Raw genomic sequence first — 24,588 nt, 5'->3', positions numbered from 1 at the left:
TATTCCTATTCCAGAGGTAAGAGCATATTTGGCAACAAAGTTACCACATTATATGATACCTCAACAACTTATACCAATTCACAATATACCATTAACACAAAATGGGAAAATAGATAGAAGTAAGTTACCGAAGCTAAATACACTGGGCAATAGTAATTATGTACCACCAAGAAATGAAATAGATAGTAGTTTAATTGATATTTGGAGTAGTATATTAGGCGTAAATAATATTGGTATAAATGATAATTTCTTTGAATTAGGTGGTCATTCTCTTAAGGGACTAAAGTTATTCGAAAATATCAAGAGAATGTTTAATGTGCAACTGCCATTAAGTTTATTATTTCAAAAGGCTACTATTGAACAATTAAGTGATGTAATAAGTAGGAATAAAGGAATAGACAGTGAGTGTTTAATTCCAATTCAAAATAGAACAAACAAGGATAGTCAATGGTTCATTATTCATGGGCAAGGCGGGGGTATATTAAACTATTATGATTTGGCTAGAGAATTAGGAGAGGATAAGACTGTATATGGGTTACAATCTATAGGATATGATGATAGTAGATTTCCAAACTTATCTGTAGAGGAAATGGCGGTAAGATATATAGAAGAGATTAAACAAGTAAAAAAAGAAGGGCCATATACCTTATTAGGATGGTCTTTTGGAGGAATAGTTGCATTTGAAATGGCTAGAAAATTAGAAGAACTAGGTGATAAAGTTAGTTTTCTAGGTTTACTTGATGTTCATCCTATTGAACAAGGTAGGGAGATTCTTAGTTTAAATATTAAGAATGCATTTGAAGAATTGGAAAAATTCAATGATCAGTTAGGGATTGAGAAAATTAGTTTTGAGCAAATGAGTGAAGAACAATTAATAGAATCTTTACTGAAAAAATTTACATTGAATGAAAATAGTTGTCAGCAAAATTTTGAAGATCCAATGATGAATAAGTTAAAAGTAATGATAGCTAATAGATATGCATACCTAAAATATAATTGTAAACAAAAAATAAAAGCAGATATCTTTCTATTTAATGCATCTATTAATGACATTCACCCACTAGTAGATTATAACAGATGGAATGAATATACATCAGGGGAAGTATACGCTTTGCAAGTGCCAGGTTCCCATCTGAGTATGTTAGAGAAACCGCATATTCATGAATTGGTAAAGAGTATAAAAATGAATTTTAAACAAATGCTCTTATTAGCACATGTAAATAGGTGAAATATTATTTGAAATCGTACACTATTAGTTTTCTAAAAGTCTCATAAATTCGTGTATAACATATTATGAGACTTTTTTCTTTGAGACCAGTCAATAATAAATATAAAGAGGTTGGAAAATAAGTGGAAAATATGAATATAAAATAGAATATTATCCTCTGAAAATGTTTTTTACTATTAAAAATAAATAGGAATTGTTCATTGAGAGTTTTTTATATATATATAAGATGTTAGGTGGGAAGGAAATAATGAATATATATAAGGTACGTGTGCCAAGAAATATAGAACATAATATTATGCAGAAACTTATGTGTTTGGTCTCAAAAGAAAAGCAGATGAAAATACAGAAATATAAAAGAAAGCCCGACCAATATAGTGCCTTAATTGGAGACATTATAATAAGATATTTAATTACTACAAATTTCTCAAAAGAAAATAAAGATATTAAATATAAATACAATGAATACGGAAAGCCTTATGTTGATGAGTTAAATCATTTTCATTTTAATATATCACATTCCGAAAGTTGGGTTGTTGGAGCTATTCATGAGGAAGAAGTAGGAATAGATGTAGAAAAAGTTCGGCCCATAGATACTACAATGATTAAAAATATATTTACTGAGGAAGAATTTAATTATTTAAATTCATTAAATGTAGAACAACAATTAGATGTGTTTTATGAATTATGGACTATAAAAGAAAGCTTTGTTAAATGGATAGGGAAAGGGCTAACTATACCTTTAAACTCTTTTGTTATTAATAAAAATACAATATTTTATGGTGACATGTTATCTAATGAGGTTTATTATAAAAAGTTTACTATTGGTAAAGATTATAAGCTTTCTTGTTGTGCTTCTTTAGACAGTTTTCCAGAATCAATAATTGAAATTGATTTTGTTGATTTGTGTAATTACTTTATAGAAGATAAGCATTCTTACATAGTTTAAAATGAGCGATATTTCCCTAAGGAAAGAAAATTTTCGGGAATTTAATTTTGAAAATTCTAAAAGTAAAGATCTGAATAAGTAATTAAACTTGCTGGATATGCAATCATTTTACGCTTAATAGATTACTTTGTGTATATATTAGTATGCCATTCATTGTTTGTTTACTTAGATCAATGGTTACAATAATAATTGTTAGCGTTGTAGCTGTAACAATTAAGAGATTATCATAACTATAAATAGCGAGCCAGTAGAAGGAGTATATCTCTTTTAAAGAGGGCTCTTTAATGACTGCAGCAGTAATTTGCATCTTAACTGACAATCCGGAAAACGATACTTTTGAATGGGCGGATTTTATAGAGATGGGGCTATAAAAGAAACGGCCAACATTGTATGTATATTATTAGTAAAAAAGAGAATTCAAGTATGAATTGACAGAAAATTGATAAAAGAATTGAGAAAGCTGAAAATTCAGTATTTTGAGTATATTTTTAGCGTTGTAGTGTGTAATATATTCAGCAGAGCTATATCATAAAAAATAGGAATATAGACTAACAATAGAATTATATGTAAGTATTTATGAGTAAAAATAGTATTCGAGTTCATATAGGCTATATATCAACTGCTATACATTAGTTTAAAAACAAATATAGAAAAGTGTGGTAATGGATCCACTTAAATTATATTTGCAATCTATTATGTTTTACCTTAGCTGTTTAATAGTTTTGATTTACATATATGTGTAAATACATTTTTGTTACATGCACTTATTCAAAAGGGAGGTAATATAATAATGGCTATTCGAAAACATTTAATTACTCTTGAGGATCTTACTGATAGTGATATTAACCAAATTGTAACTCGTGGGGTAGAGTTTGCCGCAGGTAAATCGCAACCTAATCACATATTAGCGGGAAATATAATTGGGATTTACTTCCGTAAAACATCGACTAGAACTCGATCGGCATTTTCTGTTGCAGCATTAAAGATGGGTGCACAAATTGTATCGTATGGTCCAAATGATTTGCAAGAAAATACAGGGGAGTCTATAGAAGACACTACTCAAGTACTTTCGCGAATGCTGGATGGACTAGTAGCAAGAACTGCAGATAGTCAAAAGGAAATGGAAAAACTGGCATCTCAAAGTCGTATGTCAGTCATTAATGCAATGAGTGCGGAAGAACATCCAACACAAGCGCTAACAGACCTAACAACAATGAAACAAAAATTTGGTGAAATAGCTGGATTACGGGTTTTATATATGGGAGAAGGTAATAACAGTGCAGCAGCTCTAGCTCTTTCTTTATCTCGTTTTCCAGGTACGGAGTTATATCTTTTTACACCTGCTGGTTATGGAGTGTCTCCAAGTGTGCTTGAAAAATCAAAAGAATATGCACGATTTTCTGGTGCTAAAGTTATAGAATGTCATGATATAAAAATGTTACCTAGTGAAGTGGATGTTGTATATACAACAAGGTGGCAAACAACAGGGACAAGCAAAATAGATCCTTTATGGAAAGATGCATTTAATCCATTTGCAGTGACAGAGAGAATTTTGACTTTATATCCGGAAGCTACTTTCATGCATGACCTCCCAGCACACCGGGGGGAAGAAGTAGCAGCAACAGTTATTGATGGACCGAAAAGTATTGTATTTACCCAGGCCGAAAACAAGCTAAATAGTGCTATGGCAGTACTTGAATGGTGCTTAGCTTACCGATACTAAAGAATTTAGCATTTATTGTGTTTCAGCTATAAGTTCTATTTGAGCTACATTCGAAAGGACATTTAAAGTAAACATGAATATAAGTTATTTAAAAGTGATTTATATTAGAACTTACAAATGTTTAATTAATTTTTTTAGATTTTAACCAAGAAAGGAAGCAAATTATGCTCAAGAAATTAGAGAGTTTAGAAAGGGTAATCGGCAACACACCTATGATTAAATTAGAGCATGAAAAGATTAATTTGTATGCAAAACTAGAATATTACAATTTAATGAATAGTGTTAAAGTACGTGCTGCTTACCATATTTTAAAATCAGCAATAAGTCGCGGTGAAGTGACTGAAAATTCTACGATTATCGAATCTTCATCTGGTAACTTTGCGGTTGCTCTTGCTACTCTTTGTAGGTATATCGGCCTGAAATTCATACCAGTTATTGATCCAAATATTAATGATAGTTATGAGAATTTTTTGAGAGCAACTTCCTATCAAGTAGCTAAAGTGGATGAACGAGATGAAACAGGTGGCTATTTATTAACGCGTTTAAATAAGGTGGAAGAACTTTTAAATACTATTCCTAAAGCATACTGGACAAATCAATATAATAATGCTGATAACTTTGAAGCCCATTATCAAGGAATTGGTGGAGAAATATCTAATGATTTTAAACAGTTAGATTATGCCTTCATTGGAGTGAGTACTGGAGGAACTATCGCTGGGGTATCTACACGATTAAAAGAAAAATTCCCTAATATTAAAATTATTGCGGTAGATAGTCAAGGGTCCATTATTTTTGGTGATAAGCCTCGTAAACGGTACATACCAGGAATTGGTGCCAGTATGATACCTGGTATGGTTAAAAAAGCATTGATTGATGATGTAATGATTGTACCGGAGGTTTATACTGTTGCAGGTTGTTATGACCTATTTAATAAACATGCAATATTTGCTGGTGGATCATCAGGGACTTCATATTATGCAATCCAAAAGTATTTTGAAAATAAGGATGTTCAAAATACACCTAATGTTGTTTTCTTGTGTCCTGATAATGGACAAGCTTACACATCAACTATTTACAACGTAGAGTGGGTAGAATGGCTCAATACACAAAAATCAGTAGAAGACCAATTAGTTTCTTTATAAAAATGATATAGAAATGAGGAAGCAATTATGATGTATTTAAATACCAAACATATCAATGAAATGGGTGTTAATTGGGAAGAAACAATAAATGTCATTTCAAAGGCAGTAAAAAGTCTTGATTTAGATGATTTTTCTCAGCCAATTAAGCCATACTTACGTTTCGATGATCCGTCTAATAGAATTATTGCTATGCCAGCTTATATTGGAGGAGAATTTAAGGTTTCAGGAATCAAATGGATAGCTAGTTTTCCGAAGAATATTGAGAAAGGTATTCAACGTGCTCATTCAGTTACTATATTAAATGATGCTATGACTGGAAAACCATTTGCGACGCTTAATACAGCAATGGTCAGTGTTATACGAACAGCTTCTGTTACAGGATTAATGATTCGAGAGTTTGCCAAGTTAAGAGATTTAAATAATGTTAAAGTTGGAATTATTGGATTTGGACCTATTGGTCAGATGCATTTAAAGATGGTAACTGCCCTATTAGGCGATAAAATCGAAAGTGTTTACCTATATGATATCAATGGAATTAAAGACGAATTAATTCCTGAGGAAATTTATTCTAAAACTCAAAAGGTTAATGCTTATGAAGAAGCCTATAATGATGCTGATATTTTTATTACTTGTACTGTTTCTGCAGAAGGTTATATTGATAAGAAACCTAAAGATGGAGCGCTACTACTCAATGTTTCTCTTCGTGATTTTAAGCCTGATATCTTAGAATATACAAAATCCCTAGTTGTTGATAATTGGGAAGAAGTCTGTCGTGAAAAAACTGATGTTGAAAGGATGCACCTTGAAAGAGGTTTACAAAAAGAAGATACAGTATCAATTGCTGACGTTGTAATCCGAGGAGCACTGCAAAACTTCCCTTATGACAAAGCAATATTATTTAATCCAATGGGTATGGCCATTTTTGATGTAGCCATTGCTGCTTATTACTATCAAAGGGCTAGGGAAAAGGAAATTGGTGTTTTATTAGAAGACTAGTAAAATTATTAAAGCGCAGTTTGAAATAATTGTCTAATAGCTGCTAAATATCGGTAAACACGACTAATCATTATAGAAAATTAGTTATTTGATAAGCTTAGAATTTATGTAATTATTTGAGGAGCTGTTTTTATGAGTGAAATTATTTCGGCCTTAGATCTCTTACATCCCAAGCAAATTCGCTTTCATGAATCATATGAACACAAAAGATTGGAACAAATTTGTCGTGTAATGGAAAGCGAAGGTGTTTTACGGAATCCTCCCTTAGTATCTGAGCTTAGTGATGGTAATTATCTGTTACTTGATGGTGCCCATCGTATGAAGGCTATGATGGCATTAGGTTGTAAACGCGTTGCTGTACAGGTAGTACCTGATGAAAAAATAAAAATTCGTGCTTGGAATCATTTATTACCAATGGGGGAATGGGTAAATCATTTAAAGAAAGAACCTACAATAATTTGGTCAGGTAAGGTTATTGCTAATAAACGTTTGCTTGCAAAGATTACAGAAGCAAATAAACAAGAACATTTTTTATATGTAAGGGATTTAAATAGCGATTTATTTACCCATTTAGAGATATGGCATCGTATTGTTGGTTTATATCAACATGAGTACACGGTACGCCGTCATTCAAATGATACTGAGGTCTGGCCTCATTCAAATGAAATATTGATGAGTTATCCAGAATACTCGTTGATGGAACTGAAAAAGGTAATTGAAGCAAAGTTTTTAATGCCAGCGGGAGTTACTCGTACGACGCTTAGTGGTCGGTTATTGAATTTACGTATACCACTTCATATATTGCGTACGGAAGTATATCCTGCTGGTGAATGGGAAACGTTATGTGGAAATTGGTCAAAATGTTTACGCCTTTATGATGAGCCAATATATGTTTATGATGCTTAATATATTGTTTAATGATTATGATGTATATTTTTTATTTATTTGTAAAAATTTCATTATATGATTTATATTAATTCCAAAATATTTTTATTATGTTATAAAAACTTTTTGAATTAGTATTTAAGACTAATCTAAGAGAGGTTTGTTATCGGATGGGGTAAATATTACCAAAAAAGATAAAGTGGAGATCTCTAAAAAATTAAAAACTTTCTTGGGTGATCAATATTCACTTGAATTAGGAGATTACATAAGCTTTGAGATACTTGAATTTATAATAAAAGAATTAAATCCACATTTTAATCTAGCTACAAAAAATAGGTTGGAAATTCTCTTGAAAAATATAGAGAAAGAGATATATAGTGAATTAGTTTCACATGAAAATAACAAAGTATAGGCAATATTACATGTATTTAAATGTAGAATAGTATAAACCTATATCTACATAATGTGTTGCTATTAATTTGGTAGAATAGTGAGGAACAAGAGAATTGGTAATATACAATTTTTAGAAGAGATGGAATTGAGAAGTGAACATACTTACAATTTCATCTTTTTATTTTTGACACGCTTTTTGCAATTAAAGTATGAAAAAGGTAGCTGTACTTTTGTACAGCTACCTTTTTTAAAAAATTTCGTATACAAGAACAACTTTAGCGTAAACTTGCGCTTAATGGTACTTGAGAATAAACTGTGAAATTGTTACTATAAGTGCCATGTTTAGAAAATGAGGAAGAAATTGAACTGTTCCAACTCTTGTAGATAGATCCAGATGTATCTGCTCTTAGAAGTACGTTTGAAAAGCTAGCTTGGCTAAAAGAATTACGTCCAGTATCTTCAACGCCCTGAACCATTTTTACTGGTTCGTATTGAGAAAATGAGCCATATACAGGCTGATTTGTATATCTAGGGATTCCATTTACATACATAGTAACCGTACCATTGCCGTTATTAATTATTTTAAGGTTTACTCGATCACCATCTTTAATTGATGTATCATATTGTGTGTTCCAATACTTATTGTTTTGACCTGATTCATTATATCCTGAATTAAGAAATACTTTATATCCACTTGGTGTTTTTGAAATACCACCTTCAACTTTAGATGCTCCAATACCTAAATACCAATTCACATATCCATCCTTAACAACAACTGATTTTGGTAGGTTTATATCAGCTGCAATTCCAGTATAATTACTATTTGTAACACTTTTTATAGCACCTTCTGTAGCTGCAAAACTTGTAGTTGAAAACATTGATAGAGAAATTAGAAGTGAACCGATTAGATACATCATTTTTTTCTTACTTTTCCTTAATACTTGATTCATTTTTAAATCACCCTTATTTTTAATTATTAAATTGTATTAAAAGTTGGCCAACTAACTAAGACTTACAAACCAAAGATACATTAGGTTTAATTAAATGTATATATTTTCCTGGCATAAGTCATTGAAATGTCAAATAAATTAGATGTTTCATATTTATCAATATAGGGGGAGTTGACAGCATGAAGTGTTATGTCTATTTAAAATTATGAAGGTTTTGTTAAAAATAAGATTAAAGCTTATAAATTTGTTGGGTATAATGTGTATTACGATTTATTTAAGAGAGATAAATATGAATGGAATACCAGGGGTTTTTCAAAAGATATATTTGAAATTCTGAGAAATAAAATAAAAACAAATGAAATAAATGAATTGCTTGTGTTAAAGAATTTATTGGAATAGTTAGTAGGTAAAGGGAAATATATGATTTAAAAAAGTTAAAGGCCTTACTTCAAAAAGAGAAGAAATTACAGAATAAGACTAAGTGGAAGTTTTAAGTTTATAATTAATAGACAGTTTTAGTTAAGGAAATTTAAAAGCCGTGTCTTTAAAGACACGGCTTTTAAAAAAAGGGATAACAGTTAACAACTGAAGGTACCACCATATTACCATTATTGGAATTTTTATTCCATATTATCGTGTTGATAAATAATTTATGTTATAGAAAGTGGGATGAGGAGAGAATCTTTGTAAATTTTGTAATAAGGAAAGCGAATATTGAATTTAAAGTTATGTTTAAAAAGGAATAGAATTATTCCTTTTGCTTTGCAACGTATATTAAGCATGGTTCAAAATCATGTATAGATTATAATATGATTAAATATAGTGTGGCTAAAAAATTTCAAGACAACAATTCATTGGAACGGTAAAAACTGTTTTCGGAATAGGTGTCTTTTTTTGTATTGAGTAGAATATATTTTCTCAACAGGAAAAATTGTAATTATCTATAAGTATTACTTATAAGGATAATAGGAAAATAGAAATTAATAATAAAGGAGAATGCGAAATGTTAACAGTAATATCTAATAATGACCTAGCTAAAATACGCGAAGAAGATGTAGATGTAATAAGGGTAATGGCACATCCGATTCGATTAAAAATTATAAGCGAGTTAATACATCATAAAATGTGCAATGTTACACAGTTAACAGAAATATTAAAACTTCCACAATCCACTGTTTCACAACATTTAGCAAAGTTAAAAGGAATTGTAATCCGTGCAGAAAGAAAAGGATTAGAGATGCATTATTATATTAATAATAATAAAGCACGTCAGATTGTAGAAATTTTAGGGCTGTAGATTAACATAGAAAAAAGTTTCCTATTATAAAGGGAACTTTTTTCTATGTTAATCAAAATATAATAAGTTATAAAGAAATTACAGCTAAAAAAAAAGAATGGTCTCAAATAAACATAAATAGGGTAAAAGAAGAATTGAAAAAAACTTCAAACCACAACTTCGCACGAAATGCTAATTTTACGAACAATAAGATGTATAAATAAAAATATAATACAGTATTTAGGGATTTCGAGCTCAATTGCATGAATCTCCGTATATTGGTATGTGTCCATATAATTCATATTTTATATAGGAATCATTAAATACTGAACTATTCATTGAAAATATTCATAGTAAATTACCTTTTACTATATAGGATTTTTTCTTATGTTGATCTAATTAACTCCTCATAATTATGATTAAATTAACCAATTCATGTTAGATAACGAATTTTAAACTGTTTTCATATATTGATTTTTTGTATGAATTTATATATAAAAATTGTTTTATTTTGCACACCTGTGAACGTAATTTTTGTACTAATTTTTATAGCTTAATACAAATTTATCACGTGCTTATCTATAATTTTATTAGAATGACTACACTATCCTTAGTTAATTTCGAGTATATTTTAGCATCCCATAATTTAATTATGTAAATAAGTCTGTGTAAAAATTGAATTTTACGCGAACTTGCGTTCGCGTATTTTTCTGTTATAGTATATATGAGGTGATTTTTATGGATTACAGCAAGCAACGTCAAAAATCCGTACATCGTAAAAAATTATACGAGAATCTAAATGAAATGCCCTTTTACATAGAAGAATTTGTGGAGTACAAAGAATTGCATGATGCCTCTCCCTCCACCCTACTGAATTATGTATATGATTTTAGAGTCTTCTTTAACTGGCTATTATCTGAGCAAATTATTGAATTTAAGCCCATTAAAGACATATCCTTCTCTGATTTGGAGAATTTAAAGAAAAAAGATGTTGAGAACTTCATGAGGTTTCTAAAACTACAACAAAACATGCAGAATTCCTCTGTTAATAGAAAAATTTCAGCCTTAAAGTCTTTATTCAAGTACCTTACTTCCCTATCAGAGAATGATGAAGGAGAATGTTATTTTTATAGAAATGTAATGGCCAAAATTGAAATACATAAAGATAAAGAAACATTAAATGCCCGTGCAAAACGTATGAGATCTAAGATATTTCATAATGATGACGATCAAGAATTTTTGAATTACGTTAAGTACGAACATGAAAAATCTTTAACAAAACATCAGTTGTTCTATTTTCTAAGAGACAAAGATCGTGATGTAGCTATCCTCTCCCTCTTTCTTGGTAGTGGTATTCGTGTAAGTGAATTAGCAGATCTTCGTATGGAGGATATAAACCTAAAAGAAAGACTAATTGATGTAATCCGCAAAGGAAATAAAGAAGATTCAGTATGGATTACCCCCATTGCATTGAATGATCTTGAAAAATATATGGAAATTAGAGATAACAAATATGCCCCAGGAAAAGAATTAAAAAATGTATTTTTATCGAAGTATAAACATACTGCTCAGCCACTTTCGGTTAGAGCTATCCAAGATATAGTAGAAAAATATACTAAGGCCTACGGTAAAAGAATGTCTCCCCATAAATTAAGACATACATTGGCAAACAAATTATATATGGAAGAAAAGGATTCATTACAAGTGATGCAGCAACTTGGGCATACCAGTCAAGATACAGCTTTGCTATATACACAACTTGGGGAAACAACTATTAAAGATAGTTTAGGCAGAATAGGAAAGAATAAAGAATAAGGGGTTAGCAATTTTGTATTGCTGAACTCTTATTCTTTTCCCTATCCAAAAACCAAAGGGTTTAAATATTATATATATTTCGCTTGAAATGAAGTTTTATTATATGAAAAATACATATTATAAATTTCACATTAATTAGTTTATAAAAACATTTCATAATATCCATGAACCTCCAGCTATATTAGCATGTGCTAATCGAATTGGGATTTGAAAGTTCACTAAATTGGAACATTCAATCGAATCCAACTATGCTAAAATAATTAATGTAAGCGGTCAACCTCTCAGTGAATGCGTAACGGATTGTGTTTCAATTTAGTATTTGATCTTCATTACCCACAAAAAAGCCACTAAAGTAAGCGGCTTTTTTTGTTTTGAAGCTATTAATTTAGAGTGACAGGTTTGCTGTTATAAACCGCAGAGTATAATTTAATAAAAATGCTTAAAAACTTTTGACTAGATTCTTTGTAATTCCCTCTTCTAACATAATATTCCATTGAAATCAAATAATTAAATAAATTAGAAAGGTTCTGGAGCTATCTACCTTCGCGAAAGTTTAGGAGGGAATCTACTGGTGAAAAATTATAATCTTTAATTATTAATATTTGTTACATAATAAGCTTTTCAAATTATTAAAGCATTACTCCTGTGATTTCAATGTTTATACATGTTTAAATTGTTTTTACGCCATAATTGTTTTTTCTGTTTGATTCTTTGAGGGAAACTAATTCAAATACTAATTATTAATTTATGCCCATCTGTAATAATGAATTAATTACATAATAGGTATTATCTAAATCTATTCAAACTTGAAAGTTCACTAGATTGGAACATTTATTTGAATGCAACTATGCTAAAATAGTGAATGTACCGTTAATCTTTCAGCAAATGTATAATGGCTTTTGTTACGATTTAATGTATAGTTGTAAAATAAAAAACCACTACTTTAAGTAGTGGTTTTTTATTTTACAGTTAATACTTTATAAACGACAAATTTCTAAAAAATTCAACTGCAACTTACTAAAAAATAATGCTATATTTACTGGCTAATTTTATATAAATTAAAATGATTATCTACTATTAAATTGTTCCTTATACTCTTTTAATGCTTCTTTCCAATGTCTTAATGGTTTTAATCCATTCAGGATAATGCAATCTTTGCTTAACACTGAGTATTTAGGTCTATTGGCTATTTGCGGGAATTCTTCCGTCATTAAGGGAATTATATTTATGTCTTTATTGAAGCCTTTAAAAAATTCAACTGCAAACTCATGCCATGAACATATTCCTTCGTTTGTCACATGATATAATCCGTATTGATCCGTCTCTATTAACTCTTCAATAAAATTTGCTAAATCTAGTGCATAGGTAGGTGAACCAAACTGGTCAGATACCACGCGGACTTCACCGTATAGATTTGCTATTTTTCTTATCTTAGCGATAAAGTGACCGTCTCCCTTTCCAAATATCCACGAAGTTCTTATAATAAAATGCTTATTCGTGTATTTTGTTACTAAATGTTCTCCAGCCAATTTTGTTTCTCCATATATATTTAATGGATTAGGATGATCCACAAGATTGTATGGTGTATGCTTTTCGCCATCAAACACATAATCCGTACTAATATATACAAATTTACATTTTATTCTTCCTGCAGCTTGAGCAATATACTTGGTACCTAATACATTTACTTCATATGCCAATCCTTTATTTTTCTCTGCCCCATCTACATTTGTAAATGCTGCACAGTGTACAATTACATCTGGCTTTAACCTATCAAGATAAGAGCTAACTCTTATTTTATTTGTAATATCTAACGTGGTACGATTCACACCATATAGCTCATGATGTGTTCTGCTGAGTACTTGCATTAAAGTTTGTCCTAATTGTCCATCTACTCCCGTTATCAGTATCTTCATTTTAAAATTCCTCGTTTAACTTATGTAATTTTTAGTTAATAAAATTCATTCCCACCACGTACGGTTATCTATATACCACTTAATTGTTTGGGTAAGTCCATCATCAAATAGATAGTGTGGTGTCCAACCTAATTCTTCTTTCAACTTAGTAGCATCCATGGCGTAACGTCTATCATGTCCTAAGCGATCTGAGGTAAATGTAATTTGCGATTGATCTTTATTTAGGAATTTGAGTACTTTTTGTACAATATCTAGATTTGTATATTCATTATCTCCTCCGATATTATAAATGTGCCCATCTGCTCCACCATGCAGAACTAAATCAATAGCTACACAGTGATCCTCTACATGAAGCCAATCTCTTATATGTAATCCATCACCGTATAGAGGAATATTTTTATTATTTAACGCATGAGTTATTGTTAATGGTATTAATTTTTCCGTGAACTGATAGGGACCATAATTATTGGAACAACGAGTTATATTCATAGGTAAACCGAATGTCTCATGATACGCTCGTACCATTAAGTCTGCACTAGCTTTACTTGCACTATAAGGACTATTAGGAGCTATTATTGTATGCTCTGTAAACGCACCCGTTTGAGATAATGTCCCATATACTTCATCTGTAGAAATTTGTACAAACTTTTTCACTTTTGTTTTATATGCTGAGTGTAATAAGGCTTGTGTACCTAATATGTTAGTTTGGACAAAGATATGGGGAGTTTTAATACTTCTATCAACGTGAGATTCTGCTGCGAAATTTAATACATAATCAAATTTCTCTTTTTTAAATAGCTTATCTATGAATATTTCATTTGAAATATCCCCTTTGATGAATTTATAATTTTGATTTAGTGATATTTCCTTTAAATTAAATAAATTTCCTGCATATGTTAATAAATCTACATTTACAATTTGGTATTGAGGATATTTCTTTAACATATACCGAATAAAATTACTACCAATAAATCCTGCCCCACCCGTTATTAATAATTTCAATTAAAATCATCTCCATAAACAAAGTTGACATTAGTATCTTTTAATCTAGGTAGTTTTTTATCTTTCTCTGATAAAATTGGTTTATTAGTTGGCCATAAAATCCCTATTGTTTCATCATTCCATAGAATTCCCTCTTCATGGTTAGGTGAATAATACTCATCTACTTTATACTGGACAATAGTATTAGGTTCTGTAGTACAAAAACCATGAGCAAACCCTTTAGGAACGGTAAGTAGACGGTTATTATACTCATTTAAAATTGTTCCGAACCATCGTCCATACGTTGGGGAGCCCTTTCGGATATCTACAACTACATCGTAAATAGAACCTGAAATGCAGCTCACTACCTTCATTTGGGCTTTAGGATTCAACTGATAATGCAGCCCACGTATCGTGCCTGTGTGAACAGATAATGATTGATTATCTTGTACAAAGTCTCCCTGTATATCTAAGAGTTCAAATTTTTTCTTATTACATGTTTCAATGAAGTAACCACGTTTGTCACTGCATTTATCAAGCTCTATAATAAAAACACCATCTAATGCTGTATGAATTTTACGCATTCTTCTCTCTCCATTCATTTAAATGCTATTGATGGGCAACCCTTAATAAATATCGGCTGTATTGATTTTCCTTTACCGAATTTGCCATTTTTAATAGTTGCTGCTTGGTTATATATTTCTTTTTAAATGCAATTTCTTCTAAACAAGCTACTTTTAAACTCTGTCTTTTCTCAATTGTCTCTATAAATTGTGCTGCTTCTAATAATGATTCGTGTGTACCTGTATCCAGCCATGCATAGCCTCTTCCCAATAATTCAACTTCTAATTCTCCCATCTTAAGATATTCTTTGTTTATATCTGTTATCTCTAATTCCCCACGATTAGATGGTTTAATATTTTTTGCTATTCCTATCACACGTTTATCATAAAAATACAGGCCAGTTACTGCATAGTTTGATTTTGGTTCCTTTGGCTTTTCCATGATATCAATCACATGCTTTTTAGAATCAAACTCTACTACCCCAAAGCGCTCTGGATCATTGACATAATAACCAAAAACTGTAGCTCCCCTAGTCTTCTTAACAGCTTTTTCTAGTAATTCTGTTAGTCCATGACCATAAAAGATATTATCGCCAAGAATTAAAGCTACATTATCATTTCCAATAAATTTCTCAGCTATAATAAATGCTTGTGCTATACCTTCTGGATAAGGCTGAACAGTATATGAAAGGGTAATTCCATATTTTGAACCATCACCTAACATTTGCTCAAATTTATTAATATCTTGTGGCGTTGAAATAATTAGTATCTCTCTTATACCCGCCAACATTAGTACTGATAAAGGATAATAAATCATGGGTTTATCATAGATAGGTAATAATTGCTTCGATACAATTTGGGTAAGGGGGTACAATCTAGTACCGTTTCCACCTGCAAGAATGATACCTTTCATGGCATTATGCTCCTTCATAGTTTTTCTGATATGCTCAATTAAGAGCTTAAGCTTTAAAAACTATATAGCTTATTTTGCAGGAGACCGATACATACTTAATAAAAGTGGCCTCCTACATAAATAATTAATTTAAATATTTTCCTATTACAACAGAATTATAATTACCACCATAAGAATATGTACTAATTAAGGCATTGCTCACCGGAGCCTTACGAGGATTTTCTGTGACGAGATCTATTCTTCCTCTATGACTCTTTACATTTTGCGTAGCTGGTATTTCACCATCAAATGCACATATTACACTAATGAGAGAAAGAAGGCCTGCAGTTGCATGAGTTTCCCCAAAGATAGATTTTGTAGCACTAACAGGAGCCCCGATACCAAATATACGTTCTATAACTCTCTCTTCAATACGGTCAAAATATGTATGACCATTGGCGGCTGCACAAATATATTCTATCTCTTCTGGAGAAATCATTGCCTCTGTCATTGCTAAACGCATAGATTCCTCCCATGCCTTTCCTAGATGATTTAGGTCCCCTATTTTACTGTCATCAGATGTTAATCCAAAACCTTTAATTTCAGCTAAAATATTACCATTTCTTTTTAACGCTGCCTCCTCACTTTCTACAATAAAGGCAACGCTCCCTTCACCAAGTATGGTACCGCTACTATTACAATCAAAAGGCCTTATATTCTCAGTTGTTAAGTACCTTTTTATTTTTGAGTGTCCCTCTATTATTGGATTATTTACTTCATCTGCCGTTACCACAATGAATGTGTCATAATCACTAGATTGAATCATGGCATAGGCATAGTACAGTGCACTAATACCAGAAACCCCACCACATGAAATAGTTGAAGTAGGCCCTTTTATTTTAAAGTTTAATGAAATATGTCCAGCTGCTGCGTTCATAACTGTGTTTGGAAATAATTTAGCATTGGCGGCCTTAACACCCTCTTGGATAATAATCCGGTTAAATGATTCTACCGTTCCTACTGGTCCTGTACCAGTAGCAAAAATAATTCCTATCTTGTCCCTATTATTTTTATCTATCTTTAAGTTCCCGTTTTCTATAGCCATTTTCACTGACAATACTGCATGTTTGCTAATTGAATCCATCTTCCTTAATAAATTAGGATGTATTAGCCTTCGATAGTTTTGTTCTGGTATTTTCCCGGCTTGTATGCACTTAGGGTTGTCGTTCCAATGTTTAATCTTTGAGGTACCACTCTTTTCCTTAAACATACAATCTTTAATTTCTTGAAGGTTTGAAGAATTCCCAGCAAGTCCCCCTACACCAGTAATTACGACTTTTTTTTCTTTAATTAGCTTTTCCTTTGCCGCTGATAACTCAAGGTTCTCATTGTACTTACAGAATAAGATACTTGCATTGTTTCCACCGAAAGCAAATGAATTTGATAGTACATAACTCAAATCACTTACCCTACCTATGTTAGGTACAAAATCTAGATTAAACTTTTGACTTTCAACTTCAAAGTTTATAGTTGGAGGTAAATATCCATGTTGAATAGCAAGAATACTTGTTACTGCTTCCGCCGCCCCTGCGGCTCCTAACATATGTCCTATCATTGATTTAGTTGAAGAAACTGGTGTCTTATTTTCAGTAATTAATGTACGAATTGCTTTTGGCTCTGATACATCATTTGCGGGTGTACCTGTTCCATGTCCATTGATATAGCTTACTTCCTTAGCATCTATGCTGGCTTTTTTTAAAGCACCTCGCATGGATCTCAAAGCACCTTCCCCACCTGGATCTGGTGCTGTCTGATGATATGCATCTGAAGATAAATCGTAATCTACTACTTCAGCTAGGATATTTGCACCCCTTTTAATCGCATGATCTAATGATTCCAAAACAAGAATAGCTGCACCTTCTCCGATTACCACGCCATTACTCTTGCTATAGGGCGATGGTGGCGTTGGTGCTAGTGCTTGTAAACTATTAAAACCACTCATTGACAATTTAGATAAGGGATCTACACCACCGGTTATCATGATATCTGCTTTGTTATTTCGAATTGTATCCAGCGCAAATCCAATTGAATTTGTACCAGCGGCACATGCATTCGAAATAATCATTTTTGGCCCTTTTATTTTTAAGTCTCGCGTAATATTGTCACAGGGCGTATGGATTGGATACTTAAAAAGTAACGTTTCATCTGCTTTTTCAATTCCATCTTTAATCCACTGATTATGAAATTCTTCCCCGCTCAACATGCCTCCTAAAGATGTGCCTAATGATATTCCAATTCGGTATGGATTAAAGTTTTCTATTTTTAATTTTGCGTTTTCTACCGCTTCTCTTGCCGCCATGACACCTAATTTTCCACAGCGATCCATATCCTTTATTTCATCCTTAAAGAAGTAATCATCTACCTGAAGGTTTTCAATCTCTCCACCATAATCTGTTACCATTTCAGCCATATCGATATTTTGGATTACTTTAATACCAGATTTCCCAGATTGAATATTATCCCAAAATTCTTTTACACTATTTCCGTTTGAACAAATAATTCCCATGCCAGTTACGACGATTCGTTGATTATTCATGTTCATATGCCATCACCTTTACAGTATTTTGATTGACCATGATTTAGGTAGAATATATGGTGAGGACTGAGTATGTGCCTCATACAAAGCATTTTCTTTATTTTTCACATAAAATCCAATTCCTGAAACAGCAAATGGTTCCTCTAATAAAGCAATTCCGAGTCTCCTGTTTAAAACGGGACTTTCTTTAAGTTCAATAACTTTACCAATTAATTGTTCCTCTATAAAAATCTCATCATTAACTGTAATTTTGCTCTCTATTCCTGTCGTGAATCCCACAATTCTTTTATTTACGCCAGCTTCCGATTGCTGTTCTAAGACTTCTCTTCCATAAAATTCGTCTTTATAAAAATCAATAAACCATTCTAAACCAGCTTCAAAAATATTTAGTTCTTCTAAATGTTTGAATTCAAAATATGGATGTCGAATTTCTAACATTAGCGTCTCTAATGTTTCCCAATCTACTTTCTTCAATTTAATATCTTCTTTAAAAGAATTTACAGTTTCTAATACTATTGGCTCTAGGCATTTTTCAAACAATAATTGATAACCATACTCTGCTGTTACACCTGTTCTTGCTAATAGAAATTCTTTCCCAAATAATTGATTTAACACAAATGATTGAAATGGCAGTGATGATATTTCGAAGTCTAAAAACTTTTGAGCTAATTTCCATGCATACGGACCTTCAAATCCAATTTGAGAATGTGTTTGACTTATATCTATAATCTCAACTCCGCTTGGTTTTTGGTTTTGCAACCAGGCTAGTACCATTTCTTTTTTATGCGGTGTCGTAATAACTGTAAGAGAATCCTCATTTTTAAACAGATTAATAATATCAATTACAGTCCCATCTTCTTGTAATAACAAAGTAAAGAGTGTTGTTTCTTCTTCCATAAATATAATATCCTTCGTAACTAGACGATCTAGGAACTCTACATGGTCCTCACCTTTCACCACAATTCTTCCTGTTGTTGATAAATCTATTACACCAATTCCGTTACGTACTGCATCATATGCTTCATTAGTTTCTTCTTGTACATTAATTTGATTACTCATGATTAAGCGCCCCCAATTCTCTCTTTATCACATCTTTTATTGTCGGTAGATTACATACATTATTTATATACAGTTGTTGCATTTTCTTTAATTTATCAATCTCCTTTTTGCTATACAGCATATTAAATATTGTTTGACTAGTTTCTTTTAAATCAAACATTTCACAAGTATGCACACATTTAAAATAATCATTTTGATCCATCAATGGTGCTAATTCTTTATGCCATCCATTTGGAAATACAAGAAATGGATAAAGTCCATTAGGTAGTATATAATTCCATTTTTCTATAATGCTTCTTAAGGTAGGATTATGGCTATCTCTTTGAGTCTTTAATTCTTTATATTCCAAATGGTTTACCAGACTAATTACAGGTATTTTTCCAAATACCGCTTTTCCCATTGAGCAGGATGTAATATTATCGGTGATAAATAAATCACATGATAATATTAGTTGCTCATATTCTTCCAAATGAAGAAATGGTAGTGAAACAAATTCTATTTTTCCTCCATTTTTCATAGAAACAAATTTGGTCTCATCTGAAACCCCAATTAATTTAATACATGTATCGCTTGGAAAGTCCTGAAGATATAGGCTTAATAGTTCTTGTAATATATATTCATAACTAAATCTTGCATCATTGTACTGTTTCTTCTCCATAAGCCTCATTTTTACTAATAGGTTGGCCCATGATGATTTCGCAATCATAATTAATTTATCTTGTTCCCTACAACCTAGTTGTGTTCTTATTTTCATTCTTATTTTTTCATCTATTTGTAAAGCCTCTTTATATAATTTGACAGAAGTAATATTCTCACTATCTTGTTTATAACTATTCACTGGACAAGTTCTAATTAGCTTAAATTGAGAGGGGATTTTAGGTAGTTCTATCAATGACCTTTTCTTTAAGCTATTGTAATTTGCATTTTTAAAAAGTTTATTTTCTAATAATCGATCCTCACTACCCCAAGCTAAAGAATCAATAGAAAAACAAGGTATGTGTAGGTTTAATAGATAATCAAGATCAATAATTGGAGACTCTAAAAATAAATTATGGTAATCAGCTAAAACAATAGCATCAGGTTGAAATAAATTATTGATTTGTTTTATAACCCCTTTTTGTTTTAGCCCCTTTGTTAGTGATCTAACATTTGCTACAGATTTATTGGCATACCATAAGAATTTTTCACTTGTTAAAAAATATACTTCTCCATCCTCTTCAATTTGTTTCGCTAGACATAAGGCATTGTGCAACTCACCAATGCTAAAGTGACTAGGTGCAATAAACAATACTTTCATGTCATATTCCCCTCTAATAAAATTTGCGAAAAGTATTCACTATCAAGTAAAGTTTCTCCAACTGCAATATTAAAGTGAATATCTCCATCATTAAATTCATTCTGATTACCATATATTCCGATTTGTATCCCTTTTTTGGGCCATTCGTATATAAAACATTTTGTACTATGTGATAATGCTAAAATAGATACAAATAACCCATTAGATAATTCGAGAATTACCTTATTATCTACATAAATCTTTCTTTGTTTGCCATTTGGTAATAACGTGTTTTGCTCTCCATTCTGCCAATAATACATCTTTTTAATTTTTGTTTTTCCTTTTTTCTCCCAGAATAAGTGAAAGACACTAGTTTTTATTTTATCTTTCTGTAGGCTTTTCAATTGTATTTGTAAAACAGGTAGATCATATACAGTTGTATATTTAACTTTCCACTCATCAGATTGACAGAAAATCCGATTAATAAATTCCTTATATGTATTTTCTGTTGCTACTACTGAATGATTACTTTTATTGAGATATATTGAATTAATGCTTAAATCTTTCCTACAATCTGGAGTATAAGAGTTAGCTGTTGGTATCATTACACCGGGTAAAAAATTATAAGAACTTAATACTGAGTTTTCTTTTAAAATCTCCTTATCTTTATACATAAATTCTGTTATTTTACTACTTTGGTTTACTTTAATCTTTAAATTTAGTACATTATTTTGAACTAGATATTCTTGTTTTTTTTCGCTATATGTTAATTTATTTCTTCCTTTAAGGAAAAGATATATTTTTTTAGTTATCGCATTTCTATTTAATTCATCTTGATACGTAAGTACGGCATAATGTGCTTTTGACCAATTAACCTTTCCACTAAATTCAAAATTAAAATTGCTTATAGATTCTATGTCTTGTATAAACAATTGTTGTTCGTAGGATGTCTGAGGGAAAAACAAGGTTAATTTCCCCTTTAATATGGAAGAAAATAAGTTTTTTAGACTTCCATGAATATGAAATTCCCCGTTTTCATTTATAATATGAAATTGGTCAGTCTCAATTGAGTACGGAATCTTATTAGATATGAATTTGGATGTATGACTAGTAATATCGTTATAGATTTCTTCCACTTCATCTTTGCTATCATGGGAACATAAAGTATAATAGTGCGTTTTTGTTATACATTTTTCTTTATCATTCCGTTTAAATATTACCGCTGGCATCCATCTTAATCCAAATAGGATACGCTCTATATTTCCTTTCCATATAAATCCAATATTAATATTTTGCGATTCAAACAATGTATAATTTCGCTCATACATGTTTGGATGACTAGGTAGATCAAATTGATTTACAAATTCATAGTCATGTAGTGCATATGGATACTCACCATATACCATAGGTTTAGAAACTAGCCCACTCTTTAGTGGTACCGTCATTTTCGCATCATATAACATGCACCAAGGATATATTTTTATATATTTTCCTTCCTGTGCGAAATCATTTATTTGAACTATCTTATCTGACAAAAAACAAATGCTTCTCTTTAATCTTGTTGCCTCATGAATAATTTCAAAACATGAATCAGATGTTATTTCCCATGACAGCTCATTTACTTTCGGTTCTTTTACTGCATTTAAAAATGGATAATCTAGATCTGGCCATGCTTCTTTTGCTAATAACTGCTGCTTTCTAAGGTCATATATATATAAACAACCAGTACTTTTACTTATTTGTACAGTTATATACATATTTTCTAGAACTAAGTATTCTTTTGTTTCATAAACATGATTTTTCCCATGCGCATGAATCGGAATTATTGCCTTTAATTCCCCAATATTTTTATTTTGATGACTAACAGCCGAAAATGTCATATTAGTGATACCAATTTTTTTAGGATTCAATACAATAATATGATCCTTTATTTCACCCGGCTCTATGATACAGATTTGGTGTTTTTCTAGCGGTTTGAAATCTAGTATTTTCGAGTTTTCTTGTTGAATAAGTAGTTTGTAAATTAATCTATCTAAAGAATTATTTTTTACATTAACGATACATGCAGATTCTTTTCCATTAATTAACTTAGGATAATTAGCAACATTTACTTCTAACGGATTTGCTATGGTTACTCCAAAATGAACCGTTAGTTCTAGTTCTTTTGCTTTTAACTTAGTAACAAGTTCTCCCTCAATTTCCTTAGTAACTGTTATAACTTCTTCCCACTCGTACTTTTTATTTGGATAAAAAGTTTTCTTTAAATCAATTAAGTAATCGTCCCCTATCTTCGATGTAATACTAACTTCAATAGGATTTGAAAAGTGATTTTCATATACATAACAGATATGAATCTTCTCTCCAACAATTAAATTGTTTCCTTCTAAAATATAACTAGTGAATCTTACTTGTTCTGTTTCTACCTCAGTAATTTTTTCACTTTTTATATCAACCCAACAATTCACATCTTTTGCTCCAAGATTAATAGCATACTTTACAACTTCAATTCCATTTCTTGTTATGGCGTTACTCTGAATAGAACGTAGGGACTTCAATCCCCTAACTGTTTTCCAACCTCTAGATAGCCATATATCTTGGTCACTTTTTGAAATAATTGGTTTAAATGCATCTAACAGGTAATTAATAACATAAGGTAAATAGCTCCTTAAATTCAGGTAGCCATCATAGTCTATATAAGACCTACTTGTTTGATATAACCCCACTCTTTTATAGAGTGCCATGGCTACTTTATCTTCCGGATTCACTTCTGTATCAATATATTTAATATCTTGTTGGATAAGGTTTTTAATCGCATAAGCAAATAATTTATCTGGTATATTTCCCGAACGAAATTCTGGATGAATTAAAAAGAATCCTGCCCAGGTCCCATCTGAAACTGCTGCCCTTTGACCTGACAAACTAGAAAATAATAAGGAAGCTATAATTTCATTTTCATATTCAGCAATTAAATATAACTGTATCTTCCGCTCTCGAAATAATTGCTTGATGTCCTGCTTATTTAAGGGATACCCATATTTAATGGGGCCATATTGATATTTATTATAAAAATGAGCTAACTTCTCACTATCTGCCTCTGTACACTTACGAACTTGAACATCCATACCATGGATCATATTTCCTCAACTCTTTTAGAAACTTGAATACTACCAGTAGCAACTTTCTTTTTATCTACATAAGCCGTGATTTCCACTTGTGAGATTACCCCAAGTGATCTTCCAATTTGGACATGTAATTCTAGCTGGTCTCCTGGTACTACAGGTTTTAAAAATTTCATATTACGTACAGAAACTAAATAACCCACATATGAACTTGGATCTATTTTAGGTGAACATGCACCATGTGTATCTATTTTTGCTAGTTCTCCTGTAACATAAACAACAGCCGTCATTTGTGCCAAAGCTTCAATAATTAACACTCCAGGCATTATTGATTCATTTGGAAAGTGCCCTTCAAAAAAAGGTTCACTTACAGTTACATTTTTAATACCAATTCCACTTTTTCCTGGCTCAAGTTGAATAACTTTATCTAAGAAAAGGAATGGCCATTTATGCGGTAAGATATTTCGGATTTGATCTGCATTTAATATCGGTCTCACTGCACATCATCCTCCCTATTTTCTTCAATAAAATCGGCAATTTTATTAATAGAACCCAGTACTGCCATATTCTCGTCATATACTGCAACGCCAAATTCCTCTTCAATTGCCAGAAATAGCTCTAACGCATCCAAGGAGTCAACTCCTAAGCCTCTTCCGAATAATGGCTGATCATCAGTAATGAAATGTGGTTCGATTTCTAAATCTAATCTCTCAGTAATAATTTCTTTAATTCTAGTAGTTAATTGTTTTCTTTTTTCAGCAATAATTTTTGTTTCTACATACGTAAACATCTGTTTTCCCCTTTTCCTTGTTTAACTCAAAATTCGTCATTA

21 protein-coding genes are annotated in these 24,588 nt (G+C 31.2%); 9 read left to right on the top strand and 12 right to left on the bottom strand.

Annotation, left to right across the window (positions count from 1 at the left end):
- Together HMPREF2590_RS12555 and HMPREF2590_RS12550 are read left to right on the top strand one after the other, a co-directional pair.
- Positions 1 to 1,228: thioesterase domain-containing protein (locus tag HMPREF2590_RS12555; RefSeq protein WP_141763535.1), on the top strand; the 1,228-nt coding region annotated here is incomplete at its 5' end.
- A 247-nt stretch (positions 1,229 to 1,475) separates the two neighbouring features.
- On the top strand, positions 1,476 to 2,174 hold the full coding sequence (locus HMPREF2590_RS12550; protein WP_001028936.1) for a 4'-phosphopantetheinyl transferase family protein: 699 nt from the start codon (positions 1,476 to 1,478) through the stop codon (positions 2,172 to 2,174).
- 103 nt (positions 2,175 to 2,277) lie between these two features.
- On the opposite strand, the gene HMPREF2590_RS30545 is transcribed toward HMPREF2590_RS12550, so the two are convergent.
- Positions 2,278 to 2,493: a hypothetical protein gene (locus tag HMPREF2590_RS30545; protein ID WP_153601868.1), complete on the bottom strand. Its 216-nt coding sequence runs from the start codon at positions 2,491 to 2,493 to the stop codon at positions 2,278 to 2,280.
- Between the two features lie 471 nt (positions 2,494 to 2,964).
- On the opposite strand from HMPREF2590_RS30545, the gene HMPREF2590_RS12545 reads away from it, so the two are divergent.
- From HMPREF2590_RS12545 to HMPREF2590_RS12525, 5 genes are all read left to right on the top strand, one after another.
- Entirely contained in the window at positions 2,965 to 3,897 is a 933-nt protein-coding gene (locus HMPREF2590_RS12545; RefSeq protein WP_001007705.1) for an ornithine carbamoyltransferase, read from the top strand.
- 164 nt (positions 3,898 to 4,061) lie between these two features.
- Positions 4,062 to 5,039: a 2,3-diaminopropionate biosynthesis protein SbnA gene (gene sbnA / locus HMPREF2590_RS12540; RefSeq protein WP_000914214.1), complete on the top strand. Its 978-nt coding sequence runs from the start codon at positions 4,062 to 4,064 to the stop codon at positions 5,037 to 5,039.
- A 27-nt stretch (positions 5,040 to 5,066) separates the two neighbouring features.
- Positions 5,067 to 6,035, top strand: coding sequence for a 2,3-diaminopropionate biosynthesis protein SbnB (sbnB, locus tag HMPREF2590_RS12535; RefSeq protein WP_002099038.1), 969 nt, complete (start codon positions 5,067 to 5,069; stop codon positions 6,033 to 6,035).
- Between the two features lie 132 nt (positions 6,036 to 6,167).
- A complete protein-coding gene (locus HMPREF2590_RS12530) occupies positions 6,168 to 6,941 on the top strand; it encodes a ParB N-terminal domain-containing protein (RefSeq protein WP_001289600.1) in 774 nt (257 codons plus the stop codon).
- Positions 6,942 to 7,080: 139 nt separating this feature from the next.
- On the top strand, positions 7,081 to 7,332 hold the full coding sequence (locus HMPREF2590_RS12525) for a DUF2164 family protein (protein WP_000947505.1): 252 nt from the start codon (positions 7,081 to 7,083) through the stop codon (positions 7,330 to 7,332).
- A gap of 256 nt (positions 7,333 to 7,588) precedes the next feature.
- On the opposite strand, the gene HMPREF2590_RS12520 is transcribed toward HMPREF2590_RS12525, so the two are convergent.
- Positions 7,589 to 8,263: a hypothetical protein gene (locus HMPREF2590_RS12520; RefSeq protein ID WP_001077581.1), complete on the bottom strand. Its 675-nt coding sequence runs from the start codon at positions 8,261 to 8,263 to the stop codon at positions 7,589 to 7,591.
- Positions 8,264 to 9,266: 1,003 nt separating this feature from the next.
- Between HMPREF2590_RS12520 and HMPREF2590_RS12515 the strand changes: the two genes are divergently transcribed.
- Both HMPREF2590_RS12515 and xerS read left to right on the top strand, forming a co-directional pair.
- Complete coding sequence (locus HMPREF2590_RS12515; protein ID WP_070861425.1) at positions 9,267 to 9,560, top strand: ArsR/SmtB family transcription factor; 294 nt, start codon at positions 9,267 to 9,269, stop codon at positions 9,558 to 9,560.
- A 717-nt stretch (positions 9,561 to 10,277) separates the two neighbouring features.
- Positions 10,278 to 11,354 carry a tyrosine recombinase XerS gene (xerS, locus tag HMPREF2590_RS12510; protein WP_000386596.1) on the top strand — a complete coding sequence of 359 codons (1,077 nt, stop codon included), beginning with the start codon at positions 10,278 to 10,280 and terminating at the stop codon, positions 11,352 to 11,354.
- A gap of 1,067 nt (positions 11,355 to 12,421) precedes the next feature.
- Here the strand turns inward: xerS and rfbD are convergent.
- The 10 genes from rfbD to HMPREF2590_RS12460 form a co-directional block, all read right to left on the bottom strand.
- A complete protein-coding gene (gene rfbD / locus HMPREF2590_RS12505; RefSeq protein ID WP_000697864.1) occupies positions 12,422 to 13,270 on the bottom strand; it encodes a dTDP-4-dehydrorhamnose reductase in 849 nt (282 codons plus the stop codon).
- Positions 13,271 to 13,315: 45 nt separating this feature from the next.
- Positions 13,316 to 14,272, bottom strand: a complete 957-nt coding sequence (rfbB, locus tag HMPREF2590_RS12500; RefSeq protein ID WP_000770929.1) for a dTDP-glucose 4,6-dehydratase — start codon at positions 14,270 to 14,272, stop codon at positions 13,316 to 13,318.
- Positions 14,269 to 14,835: a dTDP-4-dehydrorhamnose 3,5-epimerase gene (gene rfbC, locus HMPREF2590_RS12495; RefSeq protein ID WP_001226083.1), complete on the bottom strand. Its 567-nt coding sequence runs from the start codon at positions 14,833 to 14,835 to the stop codon at positions 14,269 to 14,271. Before rfbC ends, rfbB begins: the two co-directional genes overlap by 4 nt.
- A 25-nt stretch (positions 14,836 to 14,860) precedes the next feature.
- Positions 14,861 to 15,727, bottom strand: a complete 867-nt coding sequence (gene rfbA, locus HMPREF2590_RS12490) for a glucose-1-phosphate thymidylyltransferase RfbA (RefSeq protein WP_070861423.1) — start codon at positions 15,725 to 15,727, stop codon at positions 14,861 to 14,863.
- A 124-nt stretch (positions 15,728 to 15,851) separates the two neighbouring features.
- A complete protein-coding gene (locus HMPREF2590_RS12485; protein ID WP_070861422.1) occupies positions 15,852 to 18,308 on the bottom strand; it encodes a beta-ketoacyl-[acyl-carrier-protein] synthase family protein in 2,457 nt (818 codons plus the stop codon).
- A gap of 12 nt (positions 18,309 to 18,320) precedes the next feature.
- Complete coding sequence (locus HMPREF2590_RS12480) at positions 18,321 to 19,361, bottom strand: aminomethyltransferase family protein (protein WP_000070728.1); 1,041 nt, start codon at positions 19,359 to 19,361, stop codon at positions 18,321 to 18,323.
- Entirely contained in the window at positions 19,354 to 20,658 is a 1,305-nt protein-coding gene (locus tag HMPREF2590_RS12475; protein WP_070861420.1) for a DUF6365 family protein, read from the bottom strand. The genes HMPREF2590_RS12480 and HMPREF2590_RS12475 overlap by 8 nt, the downstream gene beginning before the upstream one ends.
- Positions 20,655 to 23,771 (bottom strand): GNAT family N-acetyltransferase, encoded by a 3,117-nt coding sequence (locus HMPREF2590_RS12470; RefSeq protein ID WP_000581210.1) that lies wholly within the window; start codon positions 23,769 to 23,771, stop codon positions 20,655 to 20,657. Before HMPREF2590_RS12470 ends, HMPREF2590_RS12475 begins: the two co-directional genes overlap by 4 nt.
- Positions 23,768 to 24,253, bottom strand: coding sequence for a 3-hydroxyacyl-ACP dehydratase FabZ (gene fabZ, locus HMPREF2590_RS12465; RefSeq protein ID WP_001247406.1), 486 nt, complete (start codon positions 24,251 to 24,253; stop codon positions 23,768 to 23,770). Before fabZ ends, HMPREF2590_RS12470 begins: the two co-directional genes overlap by 4 nt.
- The gene (locus HMPREF2590_RS12460; RefSeq protein ID WP_000495741.1) at positions 24,250 to 24,546 is read right to left on the bottom strand and encodes an acyl carrier protein; all 297 of its coding nucleotides are present in this window, start codon (positions 24,544 to 24,546) and stop codon (positions 24,250 to 24,252) included. The genes fabZ and HMPREF2590_RS12460 overlap by 4 nt, the downstream gene beginning before the upstream one ends.
- Positions 24,547 to 24,588 lie beyond the last annotated feature (42 nt).

Source organism: Bacillus sp. HMSC036E02, assembly GCF_001836235.1.
Taxonomy (GTDB): Bacteria; Bacillota; Bacilli; order Bacillales; family Bacillaceae_G; genus Bacillus_A; species Bacillus_A cereus.
Note: the sequence above shows the minus strand (reverse complement) of the source record. Positions and strands in the feature narration are given on the sequence as shown.

Coding starts and splice junctions, on each gene's coding strand:
- HMPREF2590_RS12550 (WP_001028936.1), top strand. CDS start 1,476: ATGAATATATATAAGGTACGTGTGCCAAGAAATATAGAACATAATATT.
- HMPREF2590_RS12545 (WP_001007705.1), top strand. CDS start 2,965: ATGGCTATTCGAAAACATTTAATTACTCTTGAGGATCTTACTGATAGT.
- sbnA (WP_000914214.1), top strand. CDS start 4,062: ATGCTCAAGAAATTAGAGAGTTTAGAAAGGGTAATCGGCAACACACCT.
- sbnB (WP_002099038.1), top strand. CDS start 5,067: ATGATGTATTTAAATACCAAACATATCAATGAAATGGGTGTTAATTGG.
- HMPREF2590_RS12530 (WP_001289600.1), top strand. CDS start 6,168: ATGAGTGAAATTATTTCGGCCTTAGATCTCTTACATCCCAAGCAAATT.
- HMPREF2590_RS12520 (WP_001077581.1), bottom strand. CDS start 8,263: ATGAATCAAGTATTAAGGAAAAGTAAGAAAAAAATGATGTATCTAATC.
- HMPREF2590_RS12515 (WP_070861425.1), top strand. CDS start 9,267: ATGTTAACAGTAATATCTAATAATGACCTAGCTAAAATACGCGAAGAA.
- xerS (WP_000386596.1), top strand. CDS start 10,278: ATGGATTACAGCAAGCAACGTCAAAAATCCGTACATCGTAAAAAATTA.
- rfbD (WP_000697864.1), bottom strand. CDS start 13,270: ATGAAGATACTGATAACGGGAGTAGATGGACAATTAGGACAAACTTTA.
- rfbC (WP_001226083.1), bottom strand. CDS start 14,835: ATGCGTAAAATTCATACAGCATTAGATGGTGTTTTTATTATAGAGCTT.
- rfbA (WP_070861423.1), bottom strand. CDS start 15,727: ATGAAAGGTATCATTCTTGCAGGTGGAAACGGTACTAGATTGTACCCC.
- HMPREF2590_RS12485 (WP_070861422.1), bottom strand. CDS start 18,308: ATGAACATGAATAATCAACGAATCGTCGTAACTGGCATGGGAATTATT.
- HMPREF2590_RS12480 (WP_000070728.1), bottom strand. CDS start 19,361: ATGAGTAATCAAATTAATGTACAAGAAGAAACTAATGAAGCATATGAT.
- HMPREF2590_RS12475 (WP_070861420.1), bottom strand. CDS start 20,658: ATGAAAGTATTGTTTATTGCACCTAGTCACTTTAGCATTGGTGAGTTG.
- HMPREF2590_RS12470 (WP_000581210.1), bottom strand. CDS start 23,771: ATGATCCATGGTATGGATGTTCAAGTTCGTAAGTGTACAGAGGCAGAT.
- HMPREF2590_RS12460 (WP_000495741.1), bottom strand. CDS start 24,546: ATGTTTACGTATGTAGAAACAAAAATTATTGCTGAAAAAAGAAAACAA.